The organism is Streptomyces violascens (assembly GCF_014649955.1).
GTDB classification, from domain to species: Bacteria; Actinomycetota; Actinomycetes; order Streptomycetales; family Streptomycetaceae; genus Streptomyces; species Streptomyces violascens.
In genome coordinates this window covers 163,283-185,356 of record NZ_BMUA01000003.1, presented here as the reverse complement: position 1 = coordinate 185,356, position 22,074 = coordinate 163,283, and the positions used below count along the sequence as shown (strand labels likewise).

Sequence of the window (22,074 nt, the reverse complement as noted above, 5' to 3'; positions counted from 1 at the left end):
ACTCCGATGACTGAGGCAACTGTGAACGCTGTGAACGTCCCCTCCCTGGAAGTGTCGGGGCTGGCCTTCGCCTACCCCGACGGCCATCAGGCGCTGTTCGGCGTCGACCTGGCGGTGGCGCGGGGGGAGCGGGTCGCGCTGCTCGGCCCCAACGGCGCGGGCAAGACCACCCTCGTCCTCCACCTCAACGGCATCCTGGAGGGCGGTGCGGGATCGGTGAGGGTCGCCGGTCTTCCGGTCGCGAAGGAGAACCTCGCGGAGATCCGGCGCCGTGTGGGCATCGTCTTCCAGGATCCCGACGACCAGCTCTTCATGCCGACGGTCCGCGAGGACGTCGCCTTCGGCCCGGCGGCGTCGGGCGTGCGCGGTGCGGAGCTGGAGGAGCGGGTGCTGGCCGCCCTGGCCCAGGTGGGGATGGCGGAGTACGCGGACCGGCCTCCGCACCACCTGTCCTTCGGGCAGCGCCGCCGGGTGGCCGTGGCGACGGTCCTCGCCATGTCCCCGGAGATCCTGGTCCTGGACGAGCCGTCGTCCAACCTGGACCCGGCGTCGCGGCGCGAACTGGCCGACATCTTGCGGGGGTTGGACGTGACGGTGCTCATGGTGACCCATGACCTGCCGTATGCGCTGGAGCTGTGCGGGAGGTCGGTGATCCTGAGCGAGGGAGTCATCGCGGCGGACGGCCCCACGGCGGAGGTCCTGTCCGACGCGGCCCTGATGCGAGCGCATCGCCTTGAACTCCCGTTCGGCTTCGACCCGTCGTCGCCGGTGGCGCTCCGCTAGGGGCGGGTTGTTTCGGGCGCGGGGTGCGCGAGGCCCGTCGCGCAGTTCCCCGCGCCCCTGGCAGGGTCGGCGCCGGCCAGCACCGGAGCATTTCGGGGTCTGGGGCGGAGCCCCAGTGCACCCGCTCCGGCCGCGACCCCGCCCGCTCCGGCCCCGCCCACCCCATCAGGCACCATGGACAGGGGGCACCACCGAGGCGCCCAGCAAGAATGGGGAGCGATCGTGGTCGACGTACAGGGCGCCGTAGCACCGGGCTACGAGCCCGTGAAGGACGCCTTCGTGCGGAACTTCGAGCAGCGGGGCGAGCGCGGCGCGGCAGTCGCCGTGTACCGGCACGGCCGCAAGGTCGTCGACGTGTGGGCCGGCACCAAGGACGCGGACGGCACCGCCCCCTGGGCGCCGGACACCGCCCAGATGGTCCGCTCGGCCACCAAGGGCGTGGCCGCCGCCGTCCCCCTCCTCCTGCACCAGCGCGGCCGACTGGACCTGGACGCCCCGGTGTCGACGTACTGGCCCGAGTTCAAGGCGGCCGGCAAGGAGCGCACCCTCGTACGGCACCTCCTGTCGCACCGCGCCGGGGTGCCCGCCCTGGACCACCCGCTCACCCTCGCCGAAGCGGCCGACGGCGAGAGCGGACCGGCCGCCGTCGCCGCGCAGCCACCGGCCTGGGAGCCCGGCACCACGCACGGCTACCACCCGCACACCTTCAGCTGGCTGATCGGCGAGCTGGTCCTCCGCGTCACGGGCCGCACCATCGGCCGCTGGATCGCCGAGGAGATAGCGGCCCCGCTCGGCCTGGACCTGTGGGTCGGCCTGCCGCCCGAACAGGCCCACCGGGCGGGCCGGGTCGCCCGGATCGAGGCCCCCGAGGTGCCCGGCGCGCTGCGGGCCCGCCCCAAGAGGGCCGTCGCTGAGGCCTACGCCGACCCCGCCTCGCCCACCCGCCGCGCCTTCGGCGCCATCGATCCCGCCCCGGACGAGAACGACCCGGTGTACCGGGCCGCCGGGCTGGCCGGGTCCACGGGCATCGCCACCGCCCGTTCCCTTGCCCGTTTCTACGCCGCCCTGATCGGCGAAGTCGACGGCGCGGCACGGCTGTTCGCGCCCGCCACGCTCACCCTGGCCCGGACCGAGGAGAGCGCGGGCCCGGACCGCACGCTGGTCGTGAACACCCGCTTCGGCCTCGGCCACATGCTGCACGGCAGCGCCTCGCCGCTGCTCGGCGCCGGATCCTTCGGCCACCCGGGGCGCGGCGGCCCACTCGGCTTCGCCGACCCCGAGTCGGGCATCGCCTTCGGCTACGTCACCAACGGGATGGCCAGGTCGGTTACCGCCGATCCTCGTGCCCAGGCCCTGGTGCGGGCACTACGTTCGACCGTATGACGCATCCTCAGAAGACCATCCGGGCAACACGCTTCGACGGACACGCGGTATTGATCACCGGCGCTGGGCGCGGCATCGGAGCCGCCACCGCGCGTCGGCTGGCCGCCGAGGGGGCCCAAGTCCTCGTCACCGACGTCGAGTCGGCGCGGGCCGAAGCCGTGGCCGCCGAACTGAAGGGTGCCGTCGCCCGGCACTGCGACGTGTCCGACCGGGCCTCGGTGGAGGCCGCGGTCGCCTTCGCCGTCGAGGAGTTCGGCCGGCTCGACGTCCTGGTCAACAACGCCTACTCCTGCAGCCCGGACGCCGCCCGCTTCGAGGACCAGGACGACGAGAGCTGGGCCCGCGACCTCGACATCAGCCTCACCGGCGCCTTCCGCTGCGCCCGCGCCGCCCTGCCGCACCTCGCCGAGTCCGGCCGGGGTGCGATCGTCGGCATCGGCTCGGTCAACGGCGAGCAGGACTTCGGCAACCACGCCTACAGCGCCGCCAAGGCGGGCCTCGCCTCGCTGACCCGTACGCTCGCCGGGGACGCCGCGCCGCGCGGGGTGCGGGTCAACCTCGTCGAGCCCGGCACCGTCCACACCCCCACCTGGGACGGCCGCGAGGCCCAGCTGGAGCGGATGGCGAGGATGTACCCGCTGGGCCGGGTCGGCGAGCCCGAGGACATCGCGGCGGCCGTCGCCTTCCTCGCCTCGGCCGACGCGTCCTGGATCACCGGCACCACCCTGCGCGTCGACGGCGGCCTCCTCGCCGTCAACACCGGCCTCCAGCGGGCGGCCCGCGGGGAGTGATGCCCCTGGCCGCGGGCGCCGGTGTGGCTCACCCCGCCCGCAGCATCAGGCCGATGCCCACCACCAGGAGGCCCGCCGCGGCGATCCGGGGTGCGCCGAAGCGCTCCTTGAAGAAGACCGCGCCGATCGCCGCGCCCACGATGATCGACGATTCGCGCAGCGCCGCGATCGGGGCGAGCGGCGCCCTGGTCTGCGCCCACAGGACGAGCCCGTACGCGGTGACCGAGAGCGCCGCGCCAAGGAGCCCGCGAGCGGCGAACGGGCCTAGTTCCGCGGCCAGTCGAGAGCGCCGGCGGTACACGGCGTAAGCGGGAATGGCCAGGCCCTCCAGGAGCATCAGCCAGGCGATGTAGCCGAACGAGGAGCCCGAGGCGCGCACGCCCATGCCGTCGACGACCGTGTACCCGGCGATCGTGAGGCCGGTGGCGAGCGCCGCGAGGATGGCCGGCCAGTCGGGCCGCGAGCCGCGCAGGCCCCACAGCGCGACCCCGACCAGACCCGCGCAGGCCACCGCCACGCCCGCCGTCTGCCAGGCGCCCGGCATCTCGTGCACGAAGACGGCGGCGAGCACGGTCACCACCAGCGGGGCCGTGCCGCGCGCGATCGGATACATCTGCCCGAAGTCGCCCAGTGTGAACGACCGCATGAGCAGCAGCATGTACGCGACGTGCAGCGCCGCCGAGACCAGCAGATACGGCCAGGCCCCGGCGTGCGGCAGCGGCACGAACGGCAGCGCGAGCAGTCCGATCAGCGCGCCGCCGCCCGAGATCAGGGTGAAGGAGAGCAGCTGGTCCTTGAGGTGGTGGGCCAGCGCGTTCCAGCTGGCGTGCGTGAGGGCCGCGAGCAGCACCGCGCACGTGACGGTCAGCGTCACTTCTGCTCGGCCACGTCGACGAGGGTGCCGCCCGCGTGCGCGATCAGCGTCTTCGGGTCGAGCGGGAAGACGGTGTGCGGGGTGCCCGCCGCCGCCCACACCACGGGGTGGTCGAGCAGCCCCCGGTCGGCGAGCACCCGGGTGCGGGTGAGGTGCCCGAACGGCGGGACCCCGCCGATCGCGTACCCGGTGGTCTCGCGGACGAGATCCGCGTTCGCCCGCTTGACCTCCCCGGCCCCCAGCTCCCGTCGTACCAGCTCCACATCGACGCGCGAGGAGCCGTCCATGAGGACGAGCACGGGCACCCCGTCCGCCGCGAAGACCAGCGACTTGACGATCTCGCCCACATCGCAGCCGATGGCGGCGGCCGCCTCGGCCGCGGTGCGTGTGGCGTCGGGGAAGCGGCGCACCTCGACGTCGAGGCCGAGGGTGCGCAGCGCCTCGGCGAACCGGGGGTGGGCGGGGGATTCCTTTGAGCTCATGGCCCGCACGCTACTGGTGGGTGTACGGGCCGTGCGAGGGGGTTTCACAGCCCGGTCACAGAGCTGCGAAAGGGCCTCAGCCCGCGCGCAGGACCTGCGCCACGATGGGCCCGGCCGCGTCCCCGCCGTGCCCGCCGGACTGCACCAGGGCGGCGGCCGCCAGGTCGTCGCTGTAGCCGGTGAACCAGCTGTCCGACTTGTTCTGGCCGTCCTTCTCCGCGGAGCCGGTCTTGGCGCCCTTGTCGCCGTCGACGCCCGCCATGGCCTCGGTCGCCGTCCCGTACGAGGCGGTGGCGGTGATGTGCATCAACTGGCGCAGCTGTCCGGCGATGCCCGAGGGCAGCGGGTCGGCCTGGGCGAGCTGACGGCCGTCCAGGGACTGCGGCACGATCACCGGCTGGCGGAAGTGGCCCGACTTCGCGGTCGCCGCGATGGACGCCATGTCGAGCGGGCTCATCTGCACCTTGCCCTGCCCGATGTACGCGGCCGCCGTCTCGGCACCCGCCGACGCGGGCACGCTGCCGTCGAAGGAGGGCACGCCGACCTTCCAGTCCTGGCCGATGCCGAAGTAGTTGGCCGCCACCCGCCCCAGCGCCCCGTCGTCGTTCACGTCGTCGACGAGCTTGATGAAGGCGGTGTTGCAGGACCGGGCGAAGCTCTTGGAGAAGGGCTGGCCGTCCATCGAGAAGTTGTTGAGGTTGTGGAAGGTGACCCCCTGCCACATCGCGTCCGCCGGGCATTCGGCCGGCTTGTCCGGGGACGCCTTGCCCTTCTCGATCAGCATCGCCGAGGTGACGATCTTCATCGTCGAGCCGGGCGCGACCCGGCCCTGGAGCGAGGCCGGGAACTTGTCGTTGCGGTTGTCCGCGACCGCGCGGATCTCGCCGGTGCTGGGCTTGACGGCCACCACCGACGACTCCCCGAACCGCTTCACGGCCTTCTCGGCGGCCGCCTGCACGTCCGCGTCCAGGGTCGTCTTCAGCTTGCCCGGCGTGCCCTTCCGCAGGGTGATCAGCGTGCGGGCCGGGGCGGAGTTGCCCTGGATCTGGAGCTCGATGCCCGGCGTGCCGTCCACCTTGGCGCCGTACTTCTCGCGAAGGCCGTCCAGGATCGCCCCCAGCGAGGGGTACTGCTCCTTGGTCAGCGGGCGGTCCTTGTAGTCGACGGCCTGGATCTCGGGGTTCTGCGCCTTGTCGGTCACCAGGCGATCGCCCGTCTTCAGCTGCGGGTGCAGCACGGAGGGCTGCCAGTCGACCAGCGCCTTGTGCGTGGACTGGCCGCGTACGACGGTGAGTTGGGAGGCGTAGGACAGCGGGGCCGTCTTTCCCTCGTAGGAGACGTCGGCCTTGACCGTGTACGGGACGACCGGCCCGTTCGGTGCGCCCGGCGTGACCACCACGTTCGTGATGTGCGCCTGGTCGCGGAAGCCGGTCAGCGCGGCCGAGGCGCCCTGCTGGTTGTTGGTCAGGGCGGCGGCCCCCGCCGCGTCGCCTTTCGCCCAGGCCTGGAAGAAGCCGGTGGAGGTCTCCTTGATCTCGTCCTCGACCGGCGGCCCGGTGCGCGCGGGCGCGCCCTGCGTGTGTGTACCGCCGGAGCTCTTGCCGTCGCCCCCGCCCACCATCTCGTACGCCCCGAACGCCACGCCTCCGGCGGCCACGACGAACACCCCGCCCGCGATGGCGACCTTCGCTCCACTGCGCATCCCGCAGTTCCCCTCCCCAGGAGTCCCCCGAACCCCTTGAACGTGTTCAAGGGGTTACTTGGGGGCGACTCTACGGGACGGCAGTGACAGTGGTGCTCTGAGTTGTCGAACGGTTACCGGAACGCGACCGGCATCACACCCAGCTGTCCAGCCACATCCGGCTGCGCCAGGAGTCGAGCGGGATGGCCGTGCCGGTGTAGATCGGCCAGAAGTACACGAAGTTCCACACGATCAGCAGGACGAGCACGCCCGCCCCGATCGCCCCCACCGCGCGCCGCCGCTCCTCCGAGCCCGGGGGCCCGATGATCGCGCCGATCATCATCGCCACGGCCAGACACAGGAACGGCACGAACACGACCGCGTAGAAGAAGAAGATCGTCCGCTCCTGGTACATGAACCAGGGCAGGTACCCGGCCGCGATGCCGCACGCGATCGCGCCGGCCCGCCAGTCGCGCCGGAAGAACCAGCGCCACAGGACGTACAGGAGCGCGAAGCAGGCGGCCCACCAAAGGAGCGGGGTGCCGAGCGCGAGGACCTCGGCGGCGCACTTGCCGCTCGTGCCGGTGGGGCAGCCCTGGGTGCCGGGGGAGGGGCTCTCGTAGTAGTAGGAGACGGGCCGGCCGAGGACCAGCCAGCTCCACGGGTTCGACTGGTAGGTGTGGCCCTCGGTGAGGCCGACGTGGAAGCTGTAGACCTCGGTCTCGTAGTGCCAGAAGCTGCGCAGCGAGGCCGGCACCCAGCTCAGGTCGAACTGCGGCAGGTGGTTGATGGTGCCGATGACCGGCAGCTTGATGTGGTCGGGGGACAGGCCCGCGCGGCCGTCCGCCCAGTGCCGCCCGTACCCCTTGTCGGTGACGAACCAGCCCGTCCACGACGCCATGTACGTGGCGATCGCGACCGGCACCGTGGAGAGGAACGCCCAGAACGCGTCCCGGCGCAGGACCGCCCGGTAGGGGGTGACCGCCCCCGCCGTGCGCCGGGCGCCCACGTCCCACAGGACGGCCATGACGCAGAAGAAGACCAGGATGTAGAGGCCGTTCCACTTGGTGCCGCAGGCCAGGCCGAGCATGAGCCCGGCGCCGATCCGCCACGGCCGCCGGCCGAACCTCAAGGTCGCCGCGATCTCCGCGTCCGGGCGCAGCCGACCGTCCTCGCCCTCGGGCAGCGCGGCCGCGAGTTTCGCCCTCGTACGGTCGCGGTCGACCAGGAGGCAGCCGAAGGCGGCCACCACGAAGAACATCAGGACCGTGTCGAGCAGCGCGGTGCGGCTCATCACGAAGTGCAGCCCGTCGACCGCGAGCAGCGCGCCCGCCAGGCATCCCAGGAACGTCGAGCGGAAGAGCCGCCGCCCGATCCGGCAGATCAGCAGCACCGACAGGGTGCCGAGCACGGCGACCATGAAGCGCCAGCCGAACGGCGTGAAGCCGAACATCTTCTCGCCGATGCCGATCAGGTACTTGCCGACCGGCGGGTGCACCACATAGCCGGGCGCGGTCGGCACCGAGATCAGATCGGGGTTGGCGAGGATCGACTTGTCGATGTCTTTCGGCCAGTCGCCCTCGTAGCCGTGGTTGATGAGCGCCCAGGCGTCCTTGGCGTAGTACGTCTCGTCGAATATCACCGCGTGCGGGGCGCCCAGGTGCCAGAACCGCATGAGCCCCGCGACCAGCGTCACCAGGAGCGGCCCCGCCCACGCCGACCAGCGCACGAGGCGCGCCGCCCACAGCGGGGAGATGCCGAGCACCGTCCACAGCTGCCCCGAGGGCCGGGTGAACGGAGGCACCAGACGCTCGCGCAGCCCGGTTCTCGGCCGCACGACATGGCCGAACCGGCGCATGCGGTGCGGCCAGGAGGGCGGCTCGTCCCCGGCTTCGTGGCCCGGCAGGGTCTGTGGCGCAGTACTGGTCACCGCGCCATCGTAGGGAACCGGGCTGTGCGAGTCCCGTGGCCGGGCCCGGCGGCCCGGGCGCCGCCGGGCTGCGAGGATGGTTCGTGTGACCGGAACTCTCGTACTCGCAGGCACCCCCATCGGCGACACCGCGGACGCCCCGCCCCGGCTCGCCGCCGAACTGGAGCGGGCCGACGTCGTCGCCGCCGAGGACACCCGGCGGCTGCGCCGGCTGACCCAGGCGCTCGGCGTGCACACCCAGGGCCGGGTCGTCTCCTACTTCGAGGGCAACGAGTCCGCGCGCACCCCCGAACTGGTCGAGGCCCTCGAAGGCGGCGCCCGGGTGCTGCTCGTCACGGATGCGGGCATGCCGTCGGTCTCCGACCCCGGGTACCGCCTGGTCGCGGCCTGCGTCGAGAAGGACATCAAGGTCACGGCCGTGCCGGGCCCCTCGGCGGTGCTCACCGCCCTCGCCCTGTCCGGGCTTCCCGTGGACCGCTTCTGCTTCGAGGGGTTCCTGCCCCGCAAGGCCGGCGAGCGCCTGGGCAGGCTTCGCGAGGTCGCCGACGAGCGGCGCACGCTGGTCTACTTCGAGGCCCCGCACCGGCTCGACGACACCCTGGCCGCGATGGCCGAGGTGTTCGGCGCCGGGCGGCGCGCGGCGGTGTGCAGGGAGCTGACCAAGACGTACGAGGAGGTCAAGCGCGGCCCGCTCGAGGACCTGGCCCAGTGGGCGGCCGAGGGCGTGCGCGGCGAGATCACGATCGTGGTCGAGGGCGCGCCCGAGACGGGCCCCGCCGATCTGGACGAAGCCGAGCTGGTCAGGCGCGTGCAGGTCCGGGAAGAGGCGGGGGAGCGGCGCAAGGAGGCCATCGCGGCCGTCGCCGTCGAGACGGGTCTACCCAAGCGCGAGGTCTTCGACGCGGTGGTGGCGGCAAAGAATGCGGCACGCCAGGGCCCCGCGGCAGGTAAAGGACTATCGTAAAAAGTAAAACGCAGGCCGCGCACCGGGGCAGGGAAATGCACGCAGCCCTAGGAAAGGCCAAGACCACGCCAACTCTCGACAGCCCCTGATGCGTTTTGGCAGCGAAAGGCGTCTCCTGGATCGGGGACGCTTTCGCCCCCGCTCGCAAGAGCGCTCGCAAGAGCTTGTCCAGCGGACAAGAGGAGCCGGCACATGAGTGAGATCGCTGAGACCACGGCACACGAGGCATATGCCTTCGCGTGCATGAGGTGTGGATATGGCTGGGAACAGGCGTACGAAATAGAGCACCACACCGACGCCACTGGCCAGGCATTCGTCATATACAAGGCCAACGGCGAACGGGTGCCGTCCCCGCTGTCCGCCCCCACCTGCCTCAACTGCGGCGGGCACGTGGTGCGCATCATGCGTGCCGGGCGGGTGTCGTCCGCACAGCAGGGGATGGTCCAGTACCGTGCCCCCGCGCCGACACAGCCCGCACCCCAGGACGAGGCCGACGCGACCGCGAAGCCGGAGCACCACTGGCACCTTTCGGACCTGCTGCACCCCTTCCACCGGAAGTAGGTGCCCGCACCTGCGTGACCGGTCGCGACGGGGGCGCGCCCCTTTCGTAGGATCGCCCGTATGAGTGCCGCCAAGGATGCCCCGCCGCCGCTGCCGGAACCGCTCGGAGTCGCGGTGGCCGATTCGCACACCCACCTGGACATGCAGGACGGCACGGTCGAACAGGCCCTGGAGAAGGCCGCGGCCGTGGGCGTCACCACCGTGATCCAGGTGGGCTGCGACGTGAAGGGCTCCCGGTGGGCGGCGGAGACCGCCGAGGCGTACGCGCCCGTGCACGCCGCCGTCGCCCTGCACCCCAACGAAGCCCCCCGGATCGTCCACGGAGACCCCGACGGCTGGTCGCGTCAGGGCGCGCGCGGCCCCGGCGGCGAGGGCGCGCTGGACGAGGCCCTCGCCGAGATCGAGCGGCTCGCCGCTCTGCCCTGGGTCAAGGGCGTCGGCGAGACCGGCCTCGACTACTACCGCACCGGACCCGAGGGCAAGGCCGCCCAGGAGCGGTCCTTCCGGGCGCACATCGAGATCGCCAAGCGGCAGGGCAAGGCGCTCGTCATCCACGATCGCGAGGCGCACGCCGATGTGCTCCGTATTCTGCGCGAGGAAGGCGCCCCCGAACGTACGGTCTTCCACTGTTATTCCGGCGACGCGGAAATGGCCGAACTCTGCGCCGAATCCGGGTACTTCATGTCCTTCGCGGGAAACGTGACCTTCAAAAACGCCCAGCCGCTGCGCGACGCTCTCAAGGTCGCCCCACTGGAACTCGTTCTTGTGGAGACCGACGCGCCGTTCCTCACGCCCGCGCCGTACCGCGGACGGCCCAATGCGCCGTATCTCATTCCGGTCACGGTGCGGGCGATGGCGGCCGTAAAGGGCATCGGTGAAGACGCGCTGGCCGCGGCGATCGCGGACAACACTGCGCGTGCGTTTGATTACTGACCGATAACAGCATCCGCCCGTCGTCGGGCGGCGCACAGGGTAGTGCCACGACACTGTGTAGTCGAGTTGCTTTGGAGAGTGACCGCTGCTCCGCTAGTGTCCCGGCCCGCACCATCGGACCGGACCCTGGAGCGTCGTGAGCAATTCGCAGGGCAGTCACCGTGCCGCACGCGGCGGGCACCGCGCCGGGACCGCCACGGCAACGCCTCCGTACGGCGTCGCCACGGGCGCCGCCGAGGCCTCCATGCCTCCCTTCGGCTCCCGTGTGCCCCGGTACGACGGCTTCACGCCCTCCTACGCCGACCACGAGACCCTGGGCGCCCCGGTGTCCATCCCCGAGCCGCGCGAACCCCTGCCGCCCCGCCAAGAACGCCAGGACGGTGCGCCCGGCGGGCGGGCCGGGGCGCGCCGGGCGGCCCGGCGCCGTAAGTCCTCGGGCGGGCCCGACGCGCTGCGCCGGCTCCTCCCGCAGGCCCTCGTCGTCGCCTTCCTGGCGGGCGGCACCTCGGCATTCGTCGTCAGCGACAAGGCCGTCAGGCTCACCGTCGACGGGGTGCCGCGCACGATGCACACCTTCGCCGACAGCGTCGACGAACTCCTCGCCGACGAGCACGTGCCCGTCGGGGCGCACGACCTCGTGGCGCCCGGCCCCGCCGCCGGGCTCGCCGGCGGCGACGAGGTCGTGGTGCGCTACGGCCGCCCGGTCCAGCTCACCCTGGACGGACAGCGCCGCCAGGTGTGGACGACCGCCCGCACCGTCGACGGGGCCCTGCGCCAGCTCGGGGTGCGCGCCGAGGGCGCCTATCTGTCGGCGTCCCGCTCCTCGGAGATCGGCCGCGCGGGCCTCACCCTGGAGGTACGCACCGAACGCTCGGTGACCTTCCTCGCGGACGGCCGCGAAAGCACCCTGCGCACCAACGCGGCCACGGTCGCCGAGGCTCTTCAGGAAGCGGGCATCTCGCTGCAGGGCCAGGACACGACGTCCGTCACCCCGTTCTCCTTCCCGCACGACGGCCAGACGGTCACGGTCATGCGGATCAGCGGAACGAAGGAGGTGCGCGAGGAGCCGATCCCCTTCACCGTCGAGAAGACCAAGGACGACACGCTGTTCGCGGGTACGCAGGTCGTGGTCCGCCAGGGCGAGAAGGGCGCCCGCAGGGTCACGTACGCGCTGCGTACGGTCAACGGGGTCAAGCAGAGGCCGAAGAAGATCGACTCGGAGATCGTGCGCGAACCGGTGACCCAGCAGGTCAAGGTCGGCACCAAGGCGCTGCCCACGTCGGTGGGGGGCGCGGACCACCTCAACTGGAGCGGCCTGGCGCACTGCGAGTCGGGCGGCCGCCCGGGCGCGCTCGACCCGTCGGGCACCTACGGCGGGCTCTACCAGTTCGACGCGGGCACCTGGCACGCGCTCGGCGGCAGCGGGCGGCCCGAGCAGGCACCGGCCGGCGAGCAGACGTTCCGGGCGAAGAAGCTGTTCGTGAGCAGGGGAGCGAGCCCGTGGCCGCACTGCGGCCGTAGGCTGTATCGGTGAGCACCACTGAGCCCGACGCACTCCTTACCCCCGCCGACATCCGCGAACTGGCCGCAGCGCTTGGCGTACGCCCCACCAAGCAGCGCGGCCAGAACTTCGTCATCGACGCCAACACGGTCCGCCGCATCGTGCGGACCGCCGAGGTCCGCCCCGACGACGTGGTGGTGGAGGTGGGCCCGGGCCTGGGCTCGCTGACCCTGGCGCTGCTCGAAGCGGCGGACCGGGTGGTGGCGGTGGAGATCGACGACGTGCTGGCATCGGCGCTCCCCTCGACGATCGCGGCCCGCATGCCGGCCCGAGCGGACCGTTTCTCCCTTGTCCACTCGGACGCGATGCAGGTCCAGGACCTGCCGGGCCCGCCCCCCACGGCACTGGTGGCGAACCTCCCGTACAACGTGGCGGTCCCGGTCCTCCTGCACATGCTGGACCGCTTCCCGAGCATCGAGCGCACGCTGGTGATGGTCCAGGCGGAGGTGGCGGACCGCCTCGCGGCGAAGCCGGGCAACAAGGTGTACGGGGTGCCTTCGGTGAAGGCGAACTGGTACGCGGACGTGAAGCGGGCGGGCTCGATCGGCCGCAACGTGTTCTGGCCGGCGCCGAACGTGGACTCGGGTCTCGTGTCACTGGTGCGGCGCACCGTGCCGGTGGACACGACGGCCTCCAAGGCGGAGGTGTTCGCGGTCGTGGACGCGGCGTTCGCGCAGCGCCGCAAGACGTTGCGGGCGGCGCTGTCGGGCTGGGCGGGCTCGCCCGCCGCCGCGGAGGCGGCCCTGGTCGCGGCGGGAGTCTCCCCCCAGGCGCGCGGCGAGGCGCTGACGGTGGAGGAGTTCGCGTCGATCGCGGAGAACCGGCCGGCTTAGCGCCCGCCTGGTCAGGGTGCGCCGGGGCTCCGCCCCAGACCCCGGGAGGCCCCTCCCCGCCCCTTCCCGAAACCCGCCGGGGGCGCTTCGCGCTCATGGTTCGACTGCGGACCGTGCGTGGCTGGTCGCGCAGTTCCCCGCGCCCCTAACAGGGTCGTCCTTGGCAGGGTGCCCATGCAGGCACCTCCAGCCCGTCCGGCGTTTGAGGACGAGCGCCCTTCAGGCGCGATACGGGGTCTGGGGCGGAGCCCCAGGGGTCCAGCTCAGCACACCCCCACCCCCGGCGGGTCTCGGGAAGGGGCGGGGTGGGGGAAAATGAAGCCGCCCGCACCTGAAGGAGCCACGTGACCCCCCGCACCGTCACCGTCCGCGTCCCCGCCAAGGTCAACGCCCAGCTGGCCGTGGGCCCCGCCCGCCCCGACGGGTTCCACGACCTGGCCAACGTCTTCCTCGCCGTCGCCCTCTACGACACCGTCACGGTGACCCCCGCCGACGAGCTCCGCATCACCTGCACGGGCCCGGACGCGGCACAGGTCCCCCTGGACCGTACGAACCTGGCCGCCCGCGCGGCGGAACTCCTCGCGGCCCGCCACGGCATCGAGCCCAACGTCCACATCCACATCGACAAGGACATCCCCGTCGCGGGCGGCATGGCAGGCGGCAGCGCGGACGGCGCGGGCGCGCTCCTCGCCTGCGACGCGCTCTGGGGCACGGACGCCTCTCAGTCCCAACTCCTCGACATCTGCGCCGAGTTGGGCAGCGACGTGCCCTTCAGTCTGGTCGGCGGAGCAGCCCTCGGAACGGGACGCGGCGAGAAACTCACCCCGCTGGAAGTGGGCGGCACCTTCCACTGGGTGTTCGCGGTGGCGGACGGCGGCCTCTCCACCCCGGCGGTGTACCGCGAGTTCGACCGCCTCACCCCGGACGCCTCCGAACCCGTCGCCTCCCCGGCCCTCCTTGACGCACTGCGCACCGGCGACCCGAAGGCCCTCGCGGCCGCCCTCACCAACGACCTCCAGCCCGCCGCGCTCTCCCTGCGCCCCTCCCTCGCGGACACCCTGGAAACGGGCAGGCAGGCGGGCGCCCTGGCCACCCTGGTCTCGGGCTCGGGCCCGACGACGGCCTTCCTGTGCGCCGACCCGGAGTCGGCCCAGCAGGTAGCGGCAGCCCTCACCGCCTCCGGCACCTGCCGCACCGCCAGGATCACCTCGTCACCGGCCCCGGGGGCCACGGTGCTGCCTGTCTGAGTTCAGACGCCGCACGCAGTGACGAACGCGGTCCACGCCTCCGCCGAGACGGCGAACTGCGGACCCTGCTTGTCCTTGGAGTCGCGTACGTGGACGGTGGCGGGGCAGACGGCGACCTCTACGCAGTTGTCGCCCTGGCCGCTGCTGTAGCTCGACTTGTGCCAGGCGAGGGCGACTTCTACGCAGCTGTCGCCCTGGGGGCTGCTGTAACTGGACTTGAACCAGGCGAGTTCACTGGCGCTCATAGGGCTCCTCGGATTCGCTCCAGCAGGCCCCTTGACTTAGCAGGGGTGAGAGCCTGCGAGCGCAGTGTCGCATACAGGCGGTAGAGCAGCGCCACCTCATTTGGGTCGGAGATCAGGCGGCCGTTCAACTGGCCCTCGGAATAAGCGTGTCGACGGCCGTCGGGTAGCTCCACCAGCTGCACTGGGCCCGCGAGCCCGGCGTGCTCCGTGGATTCCAACGGCATGATCTGCAACACCACATTGCGAGGCTCGGTGAGAGTCAGCACATGGTCCAACAGGCCGCGTGTGATCTCCGGTCCGCCGAGGCCGCGTCGGAAGACGTGCTCCTCGACGACGAAGCTGTACGAGGCGTGGGGGCGGGCGCACAGGAGCCGCTGTCGCTCCATGCGGGCCACCACCTTGGCCTCCAACTCCTCGTCGGTCAGCGGGGGAAGGGCGCTGCCGAAGGTTACGCGCGCGTACGCCTCCGACTGCAACAGGCCTGGCACCAACCGACACTCGTACGTGTCCAGGCTGTCCGCGAGCCGCTCATACCTCGCCCACTGCCGGAACCACGCCGCCAACCCAGGATGCCGGGTCAGATGCCGGTACGCCCTCCTCAGCGCCCCCGTCCCGCCCAGCGCAGGCTCCGCCCGGTCCACGAAGTCCAGGTCCGGCATGCGGCGGCCCAACTCGATTGATTCCACGGTGTGTTTGGAGAAGCGGACCACCGCTGCGAGTTCCTCGCGGGTGAGGCCGGCGTGTTCGCGCAGGCCCTGGACGAACGCCCCGAACGTCTTCAGGCTGTCGGACGAAACGGGCTCGCCCGCGCCGTACTCCCAGTCCTCGGTCATGTGCGGCCACCTTCCGGTGAGTTGATCTCCCCGCTCAACTCACCCAGGGTGACCGCTCGCGACCGTACCGTCCACCCTCCGTGTCCGTACGCTCGCTCAGCGTACGGATTACGAGGTGGCCCGCATGCTGGTCTTCGCCAGCTCGTACGCCGGGAGCATCTCCTGGTGTTCCTCGGTGTCCCAGCCGCCCAGGTGCAGGACGAGCGTGCCCTTCGGGGTGACGACCGCCAGGGCGGTCTCGCGCTTCGACCTGTCAAGGAGCTTGCTGTACGTCTCGTAAGTGACCTCGGCGGCGGGAAGCGTGCCCGCCTTGATCTCCTTGTACGTCGCCTTGCTCGCCGTCTTGTCGGCGCCCACGTATGCCTCCAGGGCCGCGCGGGGCGTGCCGGACTTGGCGTCCTCGGTCCAGGCGCGCAGGAAGCCGATGTTCCCCGCGGGCTTCGCGTCGATCTCGCAGGCCATCGTGAACGGGCCCTTCTTGGCGAGCCCGGCCACGGGCGAGTCCGCCTCGACGTGGACCGGCTTCGGCTTCCACTGGGGCGCCAGGTCGAAGGACGCGGGCAGGGTGCAGGCCGAACCCGCCGCCCCCACCTTGCCGTCCTTCGCTGTCGAGTCCCCGCCCTGAGAGGGGGACGGTTTTTCGGACGGCTTCGCCGAGGCCGACGGGCTCTGCGACGGGACCTGCGCCGGGCTCTGTGACGGGCCCTGCGCTGCCGTCGACTCCTTCTCCTCCCCGCACCCCGTCAATACCGCCGCCACCAGCGCCGCCGCGACCGCGCCCCGCACCGCATTCCGCATCATGAGCCCCCGCCCCTTTTAATCTTCGTAAACGTAGCAATCCGCGCAAAGCGTGGATTTGACCATCGTATTACCTCTCGCGCGCCCCCTTGATCGGACCCTCGCTCACCACCGATCGCCGTCCGGCCCCCCGCGGCGACTACCCTGGACGACGATCCATCCCCCTGCTCAGGAGTGAAATGGCCGTCAACCTGGTCAATGTCGAGGCAGTCAGCAAGGTGTACGGGACCCGTGCCCTGCTCGACGGTGTTTCCCTCGGCGTCTCCGAAGGGGACCGGATCGGTGTCGTCGGGCGCAACGGCGACGGCAAGACCACCCTCATCCGGATGCTCGCCCAGCTGGAGGAGCCGGACACCGGGCGCGTCACGCACGTGGGCGGGCTGCGCCTCGGCGTGCTCACCCAGCACGACTCGCTCGACCCCCAGGCCACCATCCGCCACGAGGTCATCGGCGACCTCGCCGACCACGAGTGGGCCGGCAACGCCAAGATCCGCGACGTACTGACGGGCCTGTTCGGCGGGCTCGACCTGCCCGGCTTCGCCCAGGGCCTCGACACCGTCATCGCGCCCCTCTCCGGCGGCGAGCGGCGCCGCATCGCGCTCGCCAAGCTGCTCATCGGCGAGCCGGACCTGATCGTGCTCGACGAGCCGACCAACCATCTGGATGTCGAGGGCATCTCGTGGCTGGCCCGGCACCTCCAGGCCCGGCGGTCCGCGCTCGTCTGCGTCACCCACGACCGCTGGTTCCTCGACCAGGTCTGCACCCGCATGTGGGACGTCCAGCGGGGTTCCGTCTTCGAGTACGAGGGCGGCTACTCCGACTACGTCTTCGCGCGGGCCGAGCGCGAGCGCATCGCCGCCACCGAAGAGGTCAAGCGGCAGAACCTCATGCGCAAGGAGCTCGCCTGGCTGCGCCGCGGCGCCCCGGCCCGCACCTCCAAGCCGCGCTACCGCATCGAGGCCGCCAACGAGCTCATCGCCGACGTGCCGCCGCCGCGCGACACCAGCGAGCTGATGAAGTTCGCCAATGCCCGGCTCGGCAAGACCGTCTTCGACCTGGAGGACGTGACCGTCCAGGCGGGCGAGAAGCTGCTGCTCAAGCACCTCACCTGGCAGCTCGGCCCCGGCGACCGCATCGGCCTGGTCGGCGTGAACGGCGCGGGCAAGACCTCGCTCCTTCGCGCCCTCACCGAGGCCTGGCGCACCGCGGGCGAGGCGCAGCCCGCCGCGGGCAAGGTCGTCGTCGGCAAGACCGTGAAGCTCGCCTACCTCTCCCAGGACGTCGCCGAACTCCCGCCCGCCCTGCGGGTGCTGGAGGCCGTCCAGCAGATCCGCGACCGCGTCGACCTCGGCAAGGGCCGCGAGATGACCGCCGGCCAGCTCTGCGAGCAGTTCGGATTCTCCAAGGAGAAGCAGTGGACGCCGGTCGGCGACCTCTCCGGTGGTGAGCGGCGGCGGCTCCAGCTGCTCCGGCTCCTCATGGACGAGCCCAACGTCCTCTTCCTCGACGAGCCCACCAACGACCTCGACATCGAGACCCTGACCCAGCTCGAAGACCTCCTCGACGGCTGGCCCGGCTCCATGGTCGTCATCTCCCACGACCGGTTCTTCATCGAGCGCACCACCGACCACGTGTGGGCGCTGCTCGGCGACGCCACGCTGCGGATGCTGCCGCGCGGCATCGACGAGTACCTGGAGCGCAGGCAGCGGATGATCGAGTCCGCGCCGGCCCCGGTCGCGGCCCCCGCCGCCAGGCCCGCGAACGCGGTGTCGGCCCAGGACGCCCGCGCCGCGAAGAAGGAACTCCAGAAGGTCGAGCGGCAGCTCAACAAGATCTCCGACCGCGAGACCAATCTGCATGCGCAAATCGCCGATAACGCCACGGATTTCGGGAAGGTGGCGAAACTGGATGCCGAACTGCGTGAACTGATCGTCGAGCGCGACGAGTTGGAGATGCGCTGGCTCGAACTGGCCGAAGAGGCCTGAGGCAGACGCGTACGAACGTCTTGCGGCGCTTGCGTAGAGACCGCGTACAGAGTCAGTAACGGCGGCATTACGGGCCGGTTCTCCCTTGGGAACAGGGGCGACCGGCCCGTGGCGTGTACTGCTCCGAGTGATAGAAAGTAGCTTCGTTCGACTGGCGTAAAGACGCAAAGACGCAAATTCGGGGGTATCTCGCTGTGACTCAGCCGCCCAGTTCGCAGCCGCCGCAGGGGGGCTTCGGAGCACCGCAGGACAAGCCGCAGGGACCGCCTGCCCAGCCGCAGGGGCCGCCGCCCCAGCCGCCGCAGATGCCGGCCGCTCCGCCCTCCCCGCCCGCGCAGCCGCCGCAGATGCCTCCCACGCCGCCGGCCGGAGCACCCGGCTACGGCTACCCGCAGGCGGCCCCGCAGCAGCCGGGTTACGGCTATCCGCAAACCCCTGGGCAGCAGCCCGGCTACGGCTACCCGGGCCAGCCCCCGACGGGCCCCAACCCGTATGCGCAGACCCAGCAGGGCGGCTACGGCTACCCCGGTCAGCCGCAGTACCCGGGCGCCCCGGTTCCTTCGCAGGGCAGCGGCAAGAACCCGTTCAAGGGCAAGCCCGCAATGATCGTGGCCGCGGCGGTCGCGGGCCTCCTGGTCATCGGCGGCGGCGCGTACTTCATGTTCAGCGGCAGCGGCGACGACGACAAGAAGCCCGTCGCCGACAAGAGCCACGGCGCACTTCCCTCCGGCTCGCCCTCCGTCGACAAGGGCGACGGCAAGGGCAACGGCGGCAGCGACTCCAACGACATCAACGCCGGGATCAAGGACGGCGAGGCGCGGGTCTGGCTGCACGAGAACGAGACCCCGCTGACCCAGAACGGCGCCGAGCAGCACGGCCCCTGGCGCCTGGGCGACGTCGTCGTCAAGGCCATGTACAAGGAGGTCGTCGGCTACGCCGTGGCGGACGGCAAGGAGAAGTGGAAGGTGTCCCTGGACACCCCCATCTGCGGCGCCCCGCACGACACCACCGCGGACGGAAAGATCGTCTTCGGCGTCCAGGAGAACAACACCAAGGACGCCAAGTGCAACCAGCTCCAGATGGTCGACCTGTCCGCGGGCAAGGCGGGCTGGAAGGCTCCGGTGCCGTCGGAGGGCCTCTTCGACAGCATGGTCGGCGCCGACATGGCGATCAGCGGTAACACCGTGACGCTGGCCCGCATGGGCGGCGCGAGCGGCTTCTCCATCGCCGACGGCAAGAAGCTGTACGGCACCCCGAAGACCGGCAACTGCAGCTCCGACGCGTTCGCGGGCGGCCCCAAGCTGATCTCCGTGGGCACCTGCAGCGACCCGAACAACACCAGCATGGACGCCCCGCAGTCGGAGCTCCTGCAGGAGCTGGACCCGGCCACCGGCAAGCCCAAGTGGAACTACCAGTACGACAAGGGCTGGTCGATCCGACGCGTCTACTCGATGGACCCGCTGGTCGTCTACGCCACCAACAAGGACAAGAAGACGTGGAACATCTCCACCTTCAACCCTGACGGCAAGATCCGCTCGCAGGTCGACTCCAAGTCGCAGCTCACCGCGAACTGCAGTGGCTTCGGCATCGTCGACCGCCAGCTCCAGGACTGCTCGGGCACGGCCGCCGACGCCAACACCCTCTACATCTCCACCGAAGGCAAGGACAGCGGCGACCTCGGGGTCGGCCGCAGCAACGACGTGGTCGCCATCGACCTCGGCACCGGCAAGGAGAAGTGGCACGCGGCCGCGCCCAAGGGCCGCATGATGCAGCCGCTGGCCGTCGAGGGCGGCAAGGTCGTGGTCTACATCGAGCCCGGCATCGACGACGAGGGGGCCGCGATCGCGACCCTGCCGCCGACCGGCGGCACCCCGACGATCACCCTGCAGAGCCCGTCGGCCGCCGCCAGCACCGAGGAAGCCTTCTTCAGCCCCCGCATCGCGTACGCGGGCGGGCGCGTCTTCCTGCTCAACGGGCGAGTGAACAGCCCCAAGGCCGACAAGAAGGACAACTCGATCCTGTCCTTCGGCAAGTGACGCCCCAACTCCCTGTTCCCGCCTTCCAGTCAGAGGTCCCTCCGGCATGAGCCAGCCACCCCAGCAGCCCCCGCAGCCCGAGGACGCGCCGAAGGGCTTCGGCGCCCCGCAGCAGCCCCCGGCCTCCGGCTTCGGCGCGCCCCAGGAGCCGGCCGCGCCCGGCTTCGGCGCGCCCACCCCGCCGCCGCCCGCCGGTCCGCCGAGCACCCCGCCGCCCGCGACCCCGCCCGGCTACGGCTACCCGCAGACGCCCGGCACCCCGCCGCCCGCGGCGTACGGCTATCCGCAGGCCCCGCCTCCGCAGCAGCCGGGCTACGGCTACCCGGGCCAGCCGCAGCAGCCCGGCTACGGATACCCGACGCCGCAGCCCGCCACCCAGCCGATGCAGCCGCAGTACGGAACGCCCGGCGCGCCCGTCCCCGGCGGCCAGGGCGGCGGCAAGAAGCTCAACACCCAGATGACGATCATCATCGCGGCGGTCGTCGCGGTGGGCCTGATCGTCGGCGGCGGCATCTGGTACGCCGGCAAGGACGACGGCAAGAGCGACGCCAAGCAGGGCGACACCGGCGGCGCCCAGGGCGGCGGCAGCGCGACCGGAGGCGGCGGCAAGGAGAAGGCCCCTGCCAACACTTCCGCCAAGGTGCTCTTCCAGACCCCCCAGCCCAAGGTCACCGACCTCACCGCGGTGCACGGCTCCTGGCTCACCGACAAGGTGTACGTCAAGTCCGGCGTCAAGGAGATCGTCGGCTACGACCCCGCCAAGGGCACCCAGCTCTGGAAGCTCCCGCTGACCGGCAACGTCTGCGAGTCGACCACGCACGTCTCGGCCGACGGCAAGACCGCGTTCGCCTTCGAGAGCCAGGAGAACGGCGCCAAGATCGCCTCCTGCACGGAGGTCGCCGGCCTCGACCTGAACACCGGCAAGCTCCTGTGGCAGGCGAACGTCAAGGGCGCCAGCGGCGACCGCAAGACCCGCTTCGACGAGGTCACCCTGGGCGCGGGGACCGTCGCCGCGGGCGGCCTCGACGGCGGCGCCGCCTGGGACCTGAACACCGGCAAGGAACTCTGGAAGCCCACCACCACCGCCGACCAGTGCAAGGACGTCGGCTACGGCGGCGGTGACGCACTCGTGGCGGTCCGCAAGTGCGGCGACTACGACAAGCCCACCGTCAACATCCAGACCCTCGACCCCAAGACGGGCCAGCCGACCTCGACGTACAAGATGCTGCCCGGCATCCAGTACGCCCACATCGTCTCCACCAGCCCGCTGGTGCTCGCCGCCGACGTCGGCGAGAGCGCGGGCGACGGCAGCGGCATCTCGGACTTCTTCTCCGTCGACGCCAAGACGGGCAAGCTGCTCGCCCGCATCCCGGCGCCCGGCGACAAGTACGCGGCCAGCTGCGACAGCACCTCCGTCGAGAAGTGCAAGATGGTCACGGCCGGCAACGGCAGGCTGTACGTGCCGACCGAGCAGCACGAGAACGCCGCGAGCGGCCAGAGCTCGCTCGGCCGCACCAACGAGATCGTCGCCTTCGACCTCGCCACCGGCCAGCCCGTGCCCGGCAAGGTGGACGCGGGCGACGGCTACACGCTGTACCCGATGCGCATGGACGGCAACAACGTCATCGCGTACAAGGACGCCCCGTACGACAAGGGCACGCAGGTCGTCAGCATCGACGGCGGCAGCCTCAAGTCGACGCTGCTCCTGGAGAACCCGGCCGACCGCGCGGTCCGCGACGCGATCACGTCGTTCTCGCCGAAGTACTCCGAGATGCTCTACGGCAGTGGCCGCCTGTACCTGGGTGCGGTGCTCCTGAGCAAGCCGTACTCGGCGAGCGACGCCGACAAGAAGTTCCTGTTCATGGCGACCGGCACGAGCTGAGGCGCGGATGAGGGGAAGGCCCCGGCGGCGGAGTACGAACTCCGCCGCCGGGGCCTTTCGCCTTTTCCCGCACACTCTTTCGGCCACCTGTTCCCTCGCAGGTCGGGGGCGTGCGGGGTGTTCGGAACGGGCCGAGTTCGCTCCTTCTGTGTCCCCTCCTTCTTCCTCAACCGGGCCTGAATGCCGGAGAATTCGGCATTCTGGGGGCTTCTTACCGGTAAGGGGCGCGCGGCGTCGAACAAGCGTGTAGCTTGCCGGGGCAAGAGGGGCCG

General features: G+C 71.4%; 19 protein-coding genes. 12 read left to right on the top strand and 7 right to left on the bottom strand.

What is annotated here, in order from left to right; translation table 11 throughout:
• Positions 1-6: 6 nt before the first annotated feature.
• The 3 genes from IE206_RS09190 to IE206_RS09180 all read left to right on the top strand — a co-directional run bounded on the left by IE206_RS09190 (position 7) and on the right by IE206_RS09180 (position 2,957).
• Positions 7-783 (top strand): energy-coupling factor ABC transporter ATP-binding protein, encoded by a 777-nt coding sequence (locus IE206_RS09190; RefSeq protein ID WP_189961556.1) that lies wholly within the window; start codon positions 7-9, stop codon positions 781-783.
• Between the two features lie 174 nt (positions 784-957).
• Positions 958-2,166: a serine hydrolase domain-containing protein gene (locus tag IE206_RS09185; RefSeq protein WP_189961555.1), complete on the top strand. Its 1,209-nt coding sequence runs from the start codon at positions 958-960 to the stop codon at positions 2,164-2,166.
• Positions 2,163-2,957: an SDR family NAD(P)-dependent oxidoreductase gene (locus IE206_RS09180; protein ID WP_189961554.1), complete on the top strand. Its 795-nt coding sequence runs from the start codon at positions 2,163-2,165 to the stop codon at positions 2,955-2,957. Before IE206_RS09185 ends, IE206_RS09180 begins: the two co-directional genes overlap by 4 nt.
• A 28-nt stretch (positions 2,958-2,985) precedes the next feature.
• Here IE206_RS09180 and IE206_RS09175 read toward each other — a convergent pair whose 3' ends face one another.
• The 4 genes from IE206_RS09175 to IE206_RS09160 all read right to left on the bottom strand — a co-directional run bounded on the left by IE206_RS09175 (position 2,986) and on the right by IE206_RS09160 (position 7,924).
• Positions 2,986-3,831: an EamA family transporter gene (locus tag IE206_RS09175; protein ID WP_189961553.1), complete on the bottom strand. Its 846-nt coding sequence runs from the start codon at positions 3,829-3,831 to the stop codon at positions 2,986-2,988.
• Positions 3,828-4,313 carry a YbaK/EbsC family protein gene (locus IE206_RS09170; RefSeq protein WP_189961552.1) on the bottom strand — a complete coding sequence of 162 codons (486 nt, stop codon included), beginning with the start codon at positions 4,311-4,313 and terminating at the stop codon, positions 3,828-3,830. The genes IE206_RS09175 and IE206_RS09170 overlap by 4 nt, the downstream gene beginning before the upstream one ends.
• 76 nt (positions 4,314-4,389) lie before the next feature.
• Positions 4,390-6,015, bottom strand: coding sequence for a penicillin-binding transpeptidase domain-containing protein (locus IE206_RS09165; protein WP_189961551.1), 1,626 nt, complete (start codon positions 6,013-6,015; stop codon positions 4,390-4,392).
• A 133-nt stretch (positions 6,016-6,148) separates the two neighbouring features.
• Entirely contained in the window at positions 6,149-7,924 is a 1,776-nt protein-coding gene (locus tag IE206_RS09160; RefSeq protein WP_189961550.1) for a dolichyl-phosphate-mannose--protein mannosyltransferase, read from the bottom strand.
• Between the two features lie 85 nt (positions 7,925-8,009).
• Here IE206_RS09160 and rsmI point away from each other — a divergent pair, with 85 nt between their 5' ends.
• From rsmI to IE206_RS09130, 6 genes are all read left to right on the top strand, one after another.
• Positions 8,010-8,888 carry a 16S rRNA (cytidine(1402)-2'-O)-methyltransferase gene (gene rsmI / locus IE206_RS09155; RefSeq protein WP_189961549.1) on the top strand — a complete coding sequence of 293 codons (879 nt, stop codon included), beginning with the start codon at positions 8,010-8,012 and terminating at the stop codon, positions 8,886-8,888.
• 192 nt (positions 8,889-9,080) lie between these two features.
• Positions 9,081-9,449 (top strand): hypothetical protein, encoded by a 369-nt coding sequence (locus IE206_RS09150; protein WP_189961548.1) that lies wholly within the window; start codon positions 9,081-9,083, stop codon positions 9,447-9,449.
• 60 nt (positions 9,450-9,509) lie between these two features.
• Complete coding sequence (locus IE206_RS09145; RefSeq protein ID WP_189961547.1) at positions 9,510-10,382, top strand: TatD family hydrolase; 873 nt, start codon at positions 9,510-9,512, stop codon at positions 10,380-10,382.
• A gap of 244 nt (positions 10,383-10,626) precedes the next feature.
• Positions 10,627-11,916 (top strand): resuscitation-promoting factor, encoded by a 1,290-nt coding sequence (locus IE206_RS09140; RefSeq protein WP_189961879.1) that lies wholly within the window; start codon positions 10,627-10,629, stop codon positions 11,914-11,916.
• Entirely contained in the window at positions 11,913-12,776 is an 864-nt protein-coding gene (gene rsmA / locus IE206_RS09135) for a 16S rRNA (adenine(1518)-N(6)/adenine(1519)-N(6))-dimethyltransferase RsmA (RefSeq protein ID WP_189961546.1), read from the top strand. Before IE206_RS09140 ends, rsmA begins: the two co-directional genes overlap by 4 nt.
• Before the next feature lie 344 nt (positions 12,777-13,120).
• Positions 13,121-14,023 (top strand): 4-(cytidine 5'-diphospho)-2-C-methyl-D-erythritol kinase, encoded by a 903-nt coding sequence (locus IE206_RS09130; protein WP_189961545.1) that lies wholly within the window; start codon positions 13,121-13,123, stop codon positions 14,021-14,023.
• 2 nt (positions 14,024-14,025) lie between these two features.
• Here IE206_RS09130 and IE206_RS09125 read toward each other — a convergent pair whose 3' ends face one another.
• From IE206_RS09125 to IE206_RS09115, 3 genes are all read right to left on the bottom strand, one after another.
• Positions 14,026-14,268 (bottom strand): DUF397 domain-containing protein, encoded by a 243-nt coding sequence (locus IE206_RS09125; protein WP_189961544.1) that lies wholly within the window; start codon positions 14,266-14,268, stop codon positions 14,026-14,028.
• Positions 14,265-15,101, bottom strand: coding sequence for a helix-turn-helix domain-containing protein (locus IE206_RS09120; protein WP_189961543.1), 837 nt, complete (start codon positions 15,099-15,101; stop codon positions 14,265-14,267). The genes IE206_RS09125 and IE206_RS09120 overlap by 4 nt, the downstream gene beginning before the upstream one ends.
• Before the next feature lie 108 nt (positions 15,102-15,209).
• Positions 15,210-15,902, bottom strand: a complete 693-nt coding sequence (locus IE206_RS09115; protein WP_264198160.1) for a lipoprotein — start codon at positions 15,900-15,902, stop codon at positions 15,210-15,212.
• A 176-nt stretch (positions 15,903-16,078) separates the two neighbouring features.
• On the opposite strand from IE206_RS09115, the gene IE206_RS09110 reads away from it, so the two are divergent.
• From IE206_RS09110 to IE206_RS09100, 3 genes are all read left to right on the top strand, one after another.
• On the top strand, positions 16,079-17,884 hold the full coding sequence (locus IE206_RS09110) for an ABC-F family ATP-binding cassette domain-containing protein (protein WP_189961542.1): 1,806 nt from the start codon (positions 16,079-16,081) through the stop codon (positions 17,882-17,884).
• Between the two features lie 347 nt (positions 17,885-18,231).
• Positions 18,232-19,920, top strand: coding sequence for an outer membrane protein assembly factor BamB family protein (locus IE206_RS09105; RefSeq protein WP_226598887.1), 1,689 nt, complete (start codon positions 18,232-18,234; stop codon positions 19,918-19,920).
• Positions 19,921-19,966: 46 nt separating this feature from the next.
• A complete protein-coding gene (locus tag IE206_RS09100; protein ID WP_189961540.1) occupies positions 19,967-21,802 on the top strand; it encodes an outer membrane protein assembly factor BamB family protein in 1,836 nt (611 codons plus the stop codon).
• Positions 21,803-22,074 lie beyond the last annotated feature (272 nt).